This is a genomic window from Curtobacterium sp. MCBD17_003 (assembly GCF_003234885.2).
Lineage (GTDB): Bacteria > Actinomycetota > Actinomycetes > Actinomycetales > Microbacteriaceae > Curtobacterium.
The window spans coordinates 1,798,147-1,809,861 of sequence record NZ_CP126275.1; the positions used below are offsets into that span (position 1 = coordinate 1,798,147).

General features: G+C 70.7%; 14 protein-coding genes. 7 read left to right on the forward strand and 7 right to left on the reverse strand.

Features of this window, described 5'->3' with window-relative positions; all coding sequences use genetic code 11:
• Positions 1-65: 65 nt before the first annotated feature.
• A complete protein-coding gene (locus DEI88_RS08580) occupies positions 66-806 on the forward strand; it encodes an exonuclease domain-containing protein (RefSeq protein WP_111071588.1) in 741 nt (246 codons plus the stop codon).
• Positions 807-1,011: 205 nt separating this feature from the next.
• Here DEI88_RS08580 and DEI88_RS08585 read toward each other — a convergent pair whose 3' ends face one another.
• The 3 genes from DEI88_RS08585 to glgA form a co-directional block, all read right to left on the reverse strand.
• Positions 1,012-1,260 (reverse strand): type B 50S ribosomal protein L31, encoded by a 249-nt coding sequence (locus DEI88_RS08585; protein WP_111009085.1) that lies wholly within the window; start codon positions 1,258-1,260, stop codon positions 1,012-1,014.
• A 143-nt stretch (positions 1,261-1,403) separates the two neighbouring features.
• A complete protein-coding gene (locus DEI88_RS08590; protein ID WP_111009086.1) occupies positions 1,404-2,186 on the reverse strand; it encodes an ABC transporter ATP-binding protein in 783 nt (260 codons plus the stop codon).
• 74 nt (positions 2,187-2,260) lie between these two features.
• Entirely contained in the window at positions 2,261-3,457 is a 1,197-nt protein-coding gene (gene glgA / locus DEI88_RS08595; protein ID WP_111035885.1) for a glycogen synthase, read from the reverse strand.
• Between the two features lie 47 nt (positions 3,458-3,504).
• On the opposite strand from glgA, the gene DEI88_RS08600 reads away from it, so the two are divergent.
• Positions 3,505-4,746 (forward strand): glucose-1-phosphate adenylyltransferase, encoded by a 1,242-nt coding sequence (locus tag DEI88_RS08600; RefSeq protein ID WP_111013290.1) that lies wholly within the window; start codon positions 3,505-3,507, stop codon positions 4,744-4,746.
• 64 nt (positions 4,747-4,810) lie between these two features.
• A complete protein-coding gene (gene serB / locus DEI88_RS08605) occupies positions 4,811-5,461 on the forward strand; it encodes a phosphoserine phosphatase SerB (RefSeq protein ID WP_111013289.1) in 651 nt (216 codons plus the stop codon).
• A 37-nt stretch (positions 5,462-5,498) separates the two neighbouring features.
• Here the strand turns inward: serB and fabG are convergent, their stop codons facing one another.
• Complete coding sequence (gene fabG / locus DEI88_RS08610) at positions 5,499-6,212, reverse strand: 3-oxoacyl-ACP reductase FabG (RefSeq protein ID WP_111013288.1); 714 nt, start codon at positions 6,210-6,212, stop codon at positions 5,499-5,501.
• Between the two features lie 131 nt (positions 6,213-6,343).
• Here fabG and DEI88_RS08615 point away from each other — a divergent pair, with 131 nt between their 5' ends.
• Genes DEI88_RS08615 through DEI88_RS08625 form a run of 3 tightly spaced genes read left to right on the forward strand, consistent with a single transcriptional unit; the run spans position 6,344 to position 8,081 of the window.
• The gene (locus DEI88_RS08615; protein WP_111035886.1) at positions 6,344-6,745 is read left to right on the forward strand and encodes a DUF3099 domain-containing protein; all 402 of its coding nucleotides are present in this window, start codon (positions 6,344-6,346) and stop codon (positions 6,743-6,745) included.
• Positions 6,745-7,032 carry a hypothetical protein gene (locus DEI88_RS08620; protein WP_111013286.1) on the forward strand — a complete coding sequence of 96 codons (288 nt, stop codon included), beginning with the start codon at positions 6,745-6,747 and terminating at the stop codon, positions 7,030-7,032. Before DEI88_RS08615 ends, DEI88_RS08620 begins: the two co-directional genes overlap by 1 nt.
• Entirely contained in the window at positions 7,029-8,081 is a 1,053-nt protein-coding gene (locus DEI88_RS08625; protein ID WP_111035887.1) for an SURF1 family cytochrome oxidase biogenesis protein, read from the forward strand. Before DEI88_RS08620 ends, DEI88_RS08625 begins: the two co-directional genes overlap by 4 nt.
• 39 nt (positions 8,082-8,120) lie before the next feature.
• On the opposite strand, the gene DEI88_RS08630 is transcribed toward DEI88_RS08625, so the two are convergent.
• The gene (locus tag DEI88_RS08630) at positions 8,121-9,719 is read right to left on the reverse strand and encodes an ABC-F family ATP-binding cassette domain-containing protein (RefSeq protein ID WP_111013284.1); all 1,599 of its coding nucleotides are present in this window, start codon (positions 9,717-9,719) and stop codon (positions 8,121-8,123) included.
• Positions 9,720-9,907: 188 nt separating this feature from the next.
• Between DEI88_RS08630 and DEI88_RS08635 the strand changes: the two genes are divergently transcribed.
• Positions 9,908-10,528, forward strand: a complete 621-nt coding sequence (locus tag DEI88_RS08635; protein ID WP_111071537.1) for a biotin transporter BioY — start codon at positions 9,908-9,910, stop codon at positions 10,526-10,528.
• Positions 10,529-10,605: 77 nt separating this feature from the next.
• Here the strand turns inward: DEI88_RS08635 and DEI88_RS08640 are convergent, their stop codons facing one another.
• Positions 10,606-10,935 carry a metal-sulfur cluster assembly factor gene (locus tag DEI88_RS08640; RefSeq protein ID WP_111009105.1) on the reverse strand — a complete coding sequence of 110 codons (330 nt, stop codon included), beginning with the start codon at positions 10,933-10,935 and terminating at the stop codon, positions 10,606-10,608.
• The gene (sufC, locus tag DEI88_RS08645; protein ID WP_111009106.1) at positions 10,935-11,699 is read right to left on the reverse strand and encodes a Fe-S cluster assembly ATPase SufC; all 765 of its coding nucleotides are present in this window, start codon (positions 11,697-11,699) and stop codon (positions 10,935-10,937) included. Before sufC ends, DEI88_RS08640 begins: the two co-directional genes overlap by 1 nt.
• Positions 11,700-11,715: the final 16 nt, after the last annotated feature.

Below are 11,715 nucleotides of genomic sequence, written 5' to 3' on the forward strand. Positions count from 1 at the left end.
GCGTCCGCGGTGTCGGCGGCCGCCGCTAGCCTGACCGCGTGACCAGCTCTCCGCTCGCAGCGCCGATCGACGCCACCCTCGGAGCCCCCTCGGCGGCACCCCGCTCCCCTGCGGAACGCCCCTGGTGGCACGCGCTCGGCGTGTTCGACCTCGAGACCACGGGGATCGACGTCGAGACAGCACGGATCGTCAGCGCCCATGTCGGGCTCATCGACATGACCGGCGCGAGCATCGCCGCCGGCTCGTGGCTGGCCGACCCGGGCGTCCCCATCCCGGAGCAGGCCGCCGCGGTGCACGGCATCACGACCGAGCGCGCCCGTGCCGAGGGGCGTGCCGCCGGCGTCGTCGTCGCCGAGATCATCGCCGCGGTCGAGGCCGTGTTCGCCCGCGGGATCCCGCTCGTGGTCTACAACGCGCCGTACGACCTCACCGTCCTCGACCGCGAGGCCAAGCGCCACGGCCTGGCGGCACCCGTGATCGGGAACGTCGTCGATCCGCTCGTCATCGACAAGGCCGTCGACACCTACCGCAAGGGCAAGCGCACGCTCGAGGTCTGCTCCGCGCTGTACGGCGTGACCCTCGCGGACGCGCACGACGCCGGTGCCGACGCGATCGCCGCCGGACGCGTCGCGCAGGCGATCGCGAGCCGCTACCCGGACCAGCTCAGCATCAGCGCCGAGGAGCTCCACCGACTGCAGGTGGCCTGGTGCTCCGACCAGGCGGCGTCGTTCCAGGACTACATGCGGCGTGAGCGCAATCCGCAGTTCGTCGCGGACGGCCGCTGGCCGCACCGCAACCCCGCCTGATCGTCCCCGGCCCCGGTGTCGGCACGCGCGCACGGGGCATGGCACAGGCACAGGCACAGGCACACACCTGAACCAGGCGGTCCTCGGCAACGGCTGCCCCGGAGACGCAGCAACGGGCGGCCACCCGGAGGTGGACCGCCCGTTGCTCGCTCGCCGTTCCCGACGAGGTCGCGTCAGCGTTGCCGCCGCGACCGAGGGCTCGGACTTACTTGCCGAAGCCCTTGAAGCGCTGGTTGAACTTCTCGACGCGACCGGCCGAGTCGAGGATGCGCTGCTTGCCCGTGTAGAACGGGTGCGAGGCGCTCGAGATCTCGACGTCGATCACCGGGTAGGTGACACCGTCGAGCTCGATGGTCTTGTCGCTGGTCGCGGTGGAGCGCGTCAGGAACGTCTCACCGGAGGCCAGGTCGCGGAAGACGATGGCGTTGTACTCGGGGTGCGTGTCGGTCTTCATGGTGTTCCTCGTCGTGGATGTGGTGGTTCGGAGTGCGCGAGCGCGCGGAAAACTGTGGCGTACGCCAGCGACCGAGTTTAGCAGACCGTCAGCGCGGACGGGAGGCACCGCTCGTCTCCGGCATCGGCGGCTCGGTCGTCACCTCAGCTGGCGCGGGCGGTGTAGCGACCCGCGTCCGCCGTCACGACGAGGCCGATCCCGAACGCGTCCGAGAGCACCTCGCTCGTCACGACGTCAGCGATCGGTCCGGCGGTGTGCACGCGCCCCTCGGCGAGCACGAGCGCGTGCGTGAAGCCCTTCGGGATCTCCTCCACATGGTGGGTGACGACCACGATGGCAGGAGCCTCGGCGCTCTCGGCATACCCCCCGAGCGTCCGGACCAGACTCTCGCGTGCCCCGAGGTCGAGCGATGCCGCCGGCTCGTCGAGGAACAGGACCTCGGGATCGGTCATGACGGACCGGGCGATCTGGACGCGCTTCTGCTCGCCGTCGCTCAGCTCACCGAAGGTCCGGTCGGCGAAGCCGCCGAGGCCCCACTCGTCGAGGACCCGATGGGCACGTCGGACGTCGATGTCGTCGTACTGCTCGTTCCACCGACCGGTGACCGAGTAGGCGGCCGTGAGCACGACGTCGAGGACCTGCTCGGTGACCGGGATCCGCCGGGCGAGCGCGGTCGACGCGAACCCGATGCGCGGACGGAGTTCGAACAGGTCGGCGCCACCGACCTCCGTGCCGAGGACCTCGACCGTGCCCGAGGTCGGGAACGACTGCGCCCCGGCGACCTGCAGCAGGGTCGTCTTCCCCGCGCCGTTCGCGCCGAGGACGACCCAACGGTCCGCCTCGTCGACCTGCCACGACACCTGGTCGAGGATGCTGACCCCGTTCCGGACGACGGACACGTCTTGCAAGCGCACAACCGAGGGCATGCCGTCAGCCTACGCGGTCGGCCGTCGGGGAGGAGGCGCGGCACACGTCCTGTGGACGGCCGCCGCCGGCGTCCTCAGCGACCGGCGAGGACGGCGTCGTAGACCCGACGGGTCTGGGTCGCGATGGCGGACCAGGTGAACTCGCCCTCGACACGCAGACGCCCGGCCCGACCCATGAGGGCGGCGAGCCCGGGGTCGGCGAGCACCTCGCGCAAGGTCGCGCCGAGGTCCGCCACGAAGCGGTCCGGGTCGACCGGCGTCCCGGACCCGTCCTGCACCTGCTCGATCGGCACGATGCGCCCGGTCAGTCCGTCGGCGACGACCTCGGGGATGCCGCCCGTGGCCGTGCCGACGACCGGCAGCCCGCACGCCATGGCCTCGAGGTTGACGATCCCGAGCGGCTCGTACACCGACGGACACACGAACACACTCGCCGCCGACAGCACCCGGACGATCTCGTCGTGGGAGAGCATCCGGTCGATCCACACCACGCCCGAGCGGCGGGTCCGGAGGTCCTCGACCAGGCCCGTCACCTCGGCGAGGATCTCCGGGGTGTCCGGCGCTCCGGCGCAGAGGACCACCTGGACATCCGCCGGCAGCCCGTCGAGCGCACGGAGGAGGTACGGCAGACCCTTCTGGCGGGTGATGCGACCCACGAAGACGACGGTGGGCCGATCGGGGTCGATCCCGAGCGCGCGGACCGCTTCCGGGTCCACCACGCGCTGCCAGGCGTCGATGTCGATGCCGTTGTACACGACGTGCAACCGGTCCTCGGGGATCGACGGGTAGGAGCGGGCGATGTCGGCGCGCATGCCCTTCGACACCGCGATGACCGCGTCGGCGTTCGTGTACGCCTCGCGCTCGATCCAGCTCGACAGCCGGTACCCGCCGCCCAGCTGCTCGGCCTTCCAGGGGCGGAGCGGCTCGAGGCTGTGTGCCGTCACGACGTGCGGCAGGTCGTAGGTGAGCTGCGCGACACGTCCTGCGGCGTTCGCGTACCAGGTGTGGGAGTGCACGAGGTCCGAGCCCTCGATGTCGGGCACCATCTGCAGGTCGGTGGCGAGCGTGGTCACGGCGCCGTTCGCATGCTCGAACCCCGCGGGGGCCCGGTAGGAGGTCACGCCGTCGGCGTCCCGATCGGCTCCGAACGCGCGGACGCGCACGTCGGTGTCCGTCCCGGATCGGAGCGCCGCCGTCAGTTCCGCGACGTGGACGCCCGCACCCCCGTAGATCTCCGGGGGGAATTCCTTCGTCAGCAGATCGACTCGCACGTCCCCCAACGTAACGAATGGCCCGGTCGCACGCCTACTCTTGGGGCATGCCATCGAAGAAGATCTTCGGCATCGTCCTCGCAGGGGGCGAAGGGAAGCGGCTCATGCCGTTGACCGCCGACCGAGCCAAGCCCGCCGTCCCGTTCGGCGGCAACTTCCGTCTGATCGACTTCGCGTTGAGCAACCTGGTGAACTCCGGACTGCAGCGCATCGTGGTCCTGACCCAGTACAAGTCCCACAGCCTCGACCGCCACGTGTCCCAGACCTGGCGCATGGAGGGGCTGCTGGGCTCGTACGTGGCGTCGGTCCCGGCGCAGCAGCGACTCGGCAAGCGGTGGTTCGCCGGGTCCGCCGACGCGATCCTCCAGAGCCTCAACCTCCTCCGGGACGAACGGCCCGACATCGTCGTCGTGGTCGGTGCGGACCACGTGTACCGAATGGACTTCTCCCAGATGGTCGAGGCGCACATCGCGTCGGGCCGCAGCGCGACCGTCGCCGCGATCCGACAGCCCATCGCGCTCGCCGACCAGTTCGGCGTCATCCAGGTCGACGACGAGGACCCGACGAAGATCGGCGCGTTCCTGGAGAAGCCGAAGGACGCGGTGGGACTCCCCGACTCCCCCGGTGAGGTCCTCGCGTCGATGGGCAACTACGTCTTCGACGCGGACGCGCTCATCGACGCGGTCCTGCGCGACGGTCAGATCGAGTCCTCGAACCACGACATGGGCGGTGACATCGTGCCGGACTTCGTGACCCGGGGCGACGCCGGCGTCTACGACCTCAACCGCAACGACGTCCCGGGTGCCACCGAGCGCGACAAGTACTACTGGCGCGACGTGGGGACGATCGACTCGTTCTTCGAGGCGCACCAGGACCTCATCGCAGCACTCCCGGTCTTCAACCTCTACAACGTCGACTGGCCGATCTTCAACCAGCAGATCAACTCGCCGCCCGCGAAGTTCGTCCGTGACGCCAAGGGCGTCAGCGGAACCGCGGTCGACTCGATCGTCTCGCTCGGGTGCCTGCTGTCCGGGGCACAGGTGGAGCGCAGCGTGATCGGGCCGTGGTGCACCATCGAGTCCGGCGCCCAGGTCGTCGACTCCGTGGTGTTCGACCGGGCGATGGTCGGCCCTGACGCGGTCGTGCGCCGCGCGATCCTCGACAAGGACGTCGTGATCGAGGCCGGCGCTCAGGTCGGGGTGGATCGCGGCGCGGATCTCGCCCGCGGGTTCACGGTCACGGACTCCGGAATCACCGTGGTCGGCAAGGGGGTGCGGGTCGAGGCCTGAGGCCGCGAGGCACGGTCCGCGTCATCCGCCGTCTCGCGCCCGCGACCGCCACTAGCCTTGGCGCGTGCCGCGTTTCCTCGTCGTCCTCGATGCCGATTCCACACTGCTCGAGGACGAGGTGATCGAGCTGCTCGCCGACGCCGCAGGAGCGCGTGATCGCGTCGCCGCCGTCACCGAGCGGGCGATGCGCGGTGAGATCGACTTCGCCGACAGCCTCCGCGACCGCGTCGCGACACTCGCGGGGTTGCCCGTGAGCGTTCTGGAGGACGTCCGTCGCGCCGTCCGGGTCACGACCGGCGCCGTCGAACTGGTCGAGGGCGTCCACGCCGCCGGCGGCAGCGTCGGCGTCGTGTCCGGCGGCTTCCACGAGGTGCTGGGCCCGATCGCGGCGGCACTCGGGCTCGACCACTGTCGCGCCAACCGACTCGAGGCGTCCGGCGGCGTGCTCACCGGCCGGGTGCTCGGGGACGTGGTCGACGCGGCCGCGAAGGCCGACGCGCTCCGGGCCTGGGCGGCCGCGGACGGCGTGGACGCACGGCGGCACACGGTGGCGGTCGGCGACGGCGCCAACGACCTGTCCATGATGCGCGAGGCCGCGCTCGCCGTCGCCTTCGTCGCGCGGCCGGGCGTCCGCGACGCCGCGGACGTCGTCGTCGACCGGCGGGACCTCACACCCGTCCTGGCGTGCCTCGGGGTGCCCGTCCGGGCCTCCTGACCGACCGGTACCGGCAGGAGCCGCGTCCGGGATGGGCTCAGTCGCCCATCCCGACGCCGCCGTCCACCGGGATGACCGCCCCGGAGATGTACCCCGCGTCGTCGCCGGCGAGGAACAGGGTGGTCGCGGCGATGTCGTGCACGCTCCCGTACCGACCGGCGGGGATCTGCTTCTTGTACTGCGCCTGGACGTCCTCGGGCAGCGCCGCGGTCATCTCGGTCTCGATGAACCCGGGCGCGATGACGTTCGCCGTGAGGCCGCGGCCCCCGAGCTCACGCGTGAGCGACCGCGCGAACCCGATGAGCCCGGACTTCGACGACGCGTAGTTGACCTGTCCGGCGGAACCGAGCGTCCCGACGACGCTGGAGATCAGGATCACCCGGCCGAACCGGGCACGCAGCATGTTCTTGGAGGCGCGCTTCACGACGCGGAACGCTCCGGTCAGGTTCGTGTCCACGACCGAGGTGAAGTCCTCTTCGCTCATCCGGAGCAGCAGGGTGTCGTGCGTGATGCCGGCGTTCGACACGAGCACCTCGACCGGTCCGAGCGCTGCCTCGACGGCGGTGAACGCGGCGTCGACGCTCGCGGCGTCCGTGACGTCCGCGGCGACGGTGAGTGCGCCTTCGGGGCCGCCGTCACCGCTGCGCGACGTCACCGCGACCCGGTGCCCGGCGGCGACGAACTCCTGGGCGATGGCGTGGCCGATCCCGCGGTTCCCTCCGGTGACGAGGACGGTACGGGGCGTGGTCATGAGTGCTCCTGGTGCTGAACGGGGGCGGTAGGGGCGCCCGTCGGATCACCGCGGTGCGCCGAACGGACCATGCGAGCCTACCGTCGGTGGTGAGGCTTAGGCTTGAGCCGGGGAAGCGGAGAGACCATCGCATGAAGACGAACAGCATCACCTCGCTGCCGGCATCGCCCGCCGATGACCGGCGCGGCCGCCTCAGGCGGTACGTGTTCACGATGTCCGTGCGCGTGGTGTGCTTCGTCGTGGCGGTCTGCCTCCACGACGTCTGGAGCATCCTCCCGCTCGTGCTCGCCGGCGTCATCCCGTGGGTGGCCGTGGTCGTCGCCAACGCGGGGAACCGCCGCGCCGACGACCTCGTCCGACCGGGCGGCGAACTCGTGCGCGTGCTGCCCGACGACGACCGCGAACGCATCGAGCAGGAGCGCGAGGAACGCTACCGCGAAGACCAGCGCGCCCGAGCCGCGTGGGCACACGCCGAGCAGGAGCGTGCGGAGCGCGAACGCGCCGCGGCGAGCGGCGGACGGAGCCGGCGCTGATGGCGACCTTCGACCTCCACACCGATCCAGGAGCGCCGGTGTGCTCGCGGGCCGGATGCTCGAACAGGGCGTCCTGGCGGGTCAACTGGCGCAACCCGAGGATCCATGCGGTCGACCGCGTCAAGATCTGGGCGGCGTGTGACGACCACTGTGCCTTCCTCGCGGACTACCTGCGGTCCCGGGCCTTCCCGGTGACCGTGACCGGCATCGACGAGGACGTCGAGCGGCTCGAGGACGTCGCGGACTCCCTGACCTCCGGAGGTGCCGAGGGCGGCTCCCTCGGATGACGCTGCACGACCCCCGGACGGACCACGACCGCACCGACGACGAGCCGACGGCCGGCCTCCGGGACTTCGACCCGACGGCCCGCTACGGGCGCCGGGGCGCGGAGCGCCTCCGCCGCGCCGAACGCGAGGCCCACGCGGCCCGGCTCGGCACCGCCGACGAGCACGAGACCGACCGGGACCCGGACGAACCCTTCGTCGGTTGGGGCTTCGTGATCGGCCGCCGTTGGGTCGGGTACTTCGCGATCGCGGTCGGCTTCGCGATCCTCTGCGCGTTCTTCGGCATGTGGCAGTGGGACCGCCGCAACGAGGCGGTCCGCGAGAACGACCAGATCGCCGAGAACTACGACCACACCCCCGTGCCCGTCGACCGCGCACTCCCGACACGGTCCGCGTTCGACGACGACCAGACGTGGCTCCAGGTCCGCGTGACCGGGCACTACGACGTGGCGGAGCAGCTCCTCGTGCGCAACCGCGTCCACAACGGTCAGCCCGGGTTCGAGGTCCTGACGCCGCTGGTGACGTCGTCGGGGCGCGCGTTCATCGTCGACCGCGGATGGGTCCCGACGGGCAACGACCACGACTACCCCGACTCCGTGCCCGCACCGCCGAGGGGCACCGTCGACGTCGTGGTGCGCCTCCAGCAGACCGAGCCGCACATCCCCGGTCGGACCGACCCGGCCCACACCGACGAGATCCAGTCGGTCACCCTGTCGGACGTCGCGGGCCGCGTCGCCCAGCCGATCTGGACCGGCGCGTACGGTCAGCTCAAGAGCGAGGATCCGGCGCCCGCACAGGCCCGGCCCCTTGGTTGGGATCGCCCGTCGGCCGACACCGGCCTCCACCTGTCGTACTTCATCCAGTGGTTCATGTTCGCCGCCGGCGGCTTCGGGTTCCTCGCCTACCTGATGGTCCAGGAGTACCGGAACCTCAACCAGGACGACCCGGAGGAACGCGAGCGCGCGCTCGAACGCAAGCGGCGGCGTGAAGCCCGTCCGAAGACGGACGCGGAGATCGAGGACGGCCTCCTCGACGACGTCCGGGTCGGCTGAGCCGGACAGCCCCCGGACGACGAGCGTCGGCGGCCCCGGTCAGGCGAGTTCGATGAGCTCCGCGTAGTCCTTGTTCCAGTGGTCCTCGACGCCGTCGGGCAGCAACAGCACCCGCTCCGGACTGAGGGCCTCGACCGCACCCGCGTCGTGGCTCACGAGCACGACGGCGCCCTCGTACCCCGCCAGTGCGCCGAGGATCTCCTCGCGCGATGCCGGGTCCAGGTTGTTCGTCGGCTCGTCGAGCAGGAGCACGTTCGCCCCGGACACGACGATCATCGCCAGCGACAGACGGGTCTTCTCGCCGCCCGAGAGCACGCCCGCCGGCTTGTAGCCGTCGTCCCCGGTGAACAGGAACGAACCGAGCACGCGTCGGGCCTCGGTCTCGGTGAGCGCCGGGGACGCCGAGACCATGTTCTCGATCACGGTCCGGTTGACGTCGATGTTCTCGTGCTCCTGCGCGTAGTAGCCGATGCGGAGGCCGTGGCCTGGCTGGACCTCGCCCGTGTCCGGGCGGTCGGCGCCCGCGAGGATGCGGAGCAGGGTGGTCTTGCCGGCACCGTTGAGGCCGAGGATGACGACCCGCGATCCCCGGTCGATCGCGAGGTCGACCCCGGCGAAGATCTCGAGCGACCCGTACGACTTCGAGAGGCCTTCGGCCATCAGCGGCGTGCGCCCGCAGGCGACCGGCGTGGGGAACCGCAGCTTCGCCACGCGGTCCTGCTCGCGGACGTCCTCGAGCCCGGCCAGGAGCTTCTCGGCGCGCGCCACCATCTGATGGGCGGCCGCCGCCTTCGTCGCCTTGGCGCCGAACCGGGCGGCCTGCTTCTGCAGCTCCCCCGCTTTCTTCTCGGCGTTGGCGCGTTCCTTGCGGCGCCGTTCCTCGTCCGCGACGCGCTGGCGCTGGTAGTGCTTCCAGCCCATGTTGTAGATGTCGATGACCTGGCGGTTCGCGTCGAGGTAGAAGACGCGGTTCACGACCTCGTCCACCAGTTCGACGTCGTGCGAGATGACGATCACACCGCCCGCGTACGTCTTGAGGTACTCCCGCAGCCAGACGACCGAGTCCGCGTCGAGGTGGTTCGTCGGCTCGTCGAGGATCATCGTGTCGGCCTCGGAGAACAGGATCCGCGCCAGTTCGATGCGCCGCCGCTGCCCGCCGGACAACGTCTTCAGCTGCTGGTCGAGGATCCGGTCCGGCAGCGCCAGGTTCGACGCGATCGACGCCGCCTCCGCTTCGGCCGCGTACCCACCGAGCGCGGTGAAGCGGTCGTCGAGTCGCGCGTACTTGGCCATCGCCTTCTCGGCGACGGCCGGGTCGCTGCTCCCCATGTCGAGCGAGGCGGCGCGCAGTCCCTCGACGATCTCGCCGAGTCCACGGGCGTCGAGGATCCGCTTGCGCGCCGTGTCCTCGGGGTTGCCGGACCGCGGGTCCTGCGGCAGGTACCCGATCTCGCCCGAGCGGGTGATCTCGCCGCCGGTCGGCATGGTCTCGCCCGCCAGCGCCTTCGTCATCGTGGTCTTGCCGGCACCGTTCCGCCCGACCAACCCGATCTTGTCGCCCTTGTCGACGCGGAAGGTCACGCCCTCCATCAGGAGGCGCGCTCCGACGCGGATCTCGAGATCGTGCACGGCAAGCACAGCGGACGTCCAATCAGTTGGTGGGGTGGTCACAACGGTGTGCAGGCGGGGGTGGCCCGTAGGATCGAGGGGAACCCGGCTCCGGCGCCGCGCTCCCGACACAGGAGCGGACCATCGACGAGAACGCCCGCAGGCCATGGCGGATTCCGTGCGGCGCCCGCGACCACCGACCCATTCTAGGAGACTCCATGACCAACGCCGTTCCCGGTCGCGTCCACGCGGGCGCCAGCCGACCCGTGCTCGCGGACCGTATCCGCTCCCGCGGCCTCGCGACCGACGCGGCACTCGTCGCGGGCGGCGCGCTGTTCACCGCGGCCATGGCGCAGGTCGAGGTCCCGATGTGGCCGGTGCCCATCACCGGGCAGACGCTCGCCGTGGTGCTCGTCGGTGCGACCCTCGGCGCCCGCCGCGGTGCGATCTCGATGCTGCTCTACATGGTGGCCGGGCTCGCCGGAGCGCCGTTCTTCGCCGACATGACCGGTGGCCTGCACGCGCTCGCGGTGCCGAGCTTCGGGTACGTCATCGGCTTCGTCCCCAGCGCTGCCGCGATCGGGTGGCTCGCGCGCCGGAACTGGGACCGTCGCTTCGTCCGCGGCGTGATCGCCTTCACGCTCGCGAGCGCCATCCCCTTCGTGACCGGTCTGCCGTACCTGGCGGTGGTCCTCGGCCAGCTGGGTGCGCCGCACGACCTCGCCACGGTGTTCCACCTCGGACTCGCCCCGTTCGTCGTCGGTGGCATCGCCAAGGCGGTCATCGCCGCCGGCGTCCTCCCCCTGGCGTGGCGCGCCATCGGCCGCCGCTCCCGCTGATCGGCCCGACACGGACGGACGGGAGGCCCGGTACCAGCTGGTACCGGGCCTCCCGTCCGTTCGTATGTCGGCTGGCGTCAGATGGCGAAGCCGAGCGCCCGCATCATCTCGCGACCGTCGTCGGTGATGCGCTCCGGCCCCCACGGCGGCATCCAGACCCAGTTGATGCGGAAGGCGTCGACGATGCCGTCGAGCGCGTTCGCGGTGTCGTTCTCGATGACGTCGGTGAGCGGGCACCCGGCGCTCGTGAGCGTCATGCTGATGATGAGGGCGTTCGCGTCGTCGTCCCACGCGAGGTCGTAGACCAGACCGAGGTCGACGACGTTGACGCCGAGCTCCGGGTCCGAGACCTCCTTGAGCGCCTCGGCGACCTCGTCGAACTTCTGTGGTGACAGTGTGGTGATCATCAGGCCCTCGCGGCGGCGGCGACGTAGCGGTCGTAGCCCTCGTTCTCGAGGCGCTCAGCGAGCTCCGGCCCGCCCTGCTCAGCCACCCTGCCCGCGACGAACACGTGCACGAAGTCGGGCTTGATGTAGCGGAGGATGCGCGTGTAGTGCGTGATGAGCAGGACGCCCATGTCGGTCGCGGCCTTCGCGCGGTTGACGCCCTCCGAGACGATCTTCAGCGCGTCGACGTCGAGGCCGGAGTCGGTCTCGTCGAGCACGGCGAACTTCGGCTTGAGGAGCTCGAGCTGCATGATCTCGTGGCGCTTCTTCTCGCCGCCCGAGAAGCCCTCGTTCACGTTGCGCTCGGCGAAGGCGCTGTCCATCTTGAGGTCCGCCATGGAGCGACGGAGGTCGGACACCCAGCCGCGGAGCGCCGGAGCCTCACCGTCGATCGCCGTCTTCGCGGTGCGCAGGAAGTTCGACACCGTGACACCGGGGATCTCGACGGGGTACTGCATGGCGAGGAACAGCCCGGCGCGGGCGCGCTCGTCCACGCTCATCTCGAGGACCTCCTGCCCGTCGAGGAGGATCGAGCCTCCGTCGACGTTGTAGCGGGGGTGGCCGGCGATCGTGTAGGCGAGCGTCGACTTGCCGGATCCGTTCGGACCCATGATCGCGTGGATCTCGCCCTCGTTGATGGTGAGGTCGACGCCCTTGAGGATCTCCTTCTTGCCCTGATCGGTGTCGATCGAGACCTGGAGACCGCGGATTTCGAGAGTGGACATGCGTGTTCCTTCGGTG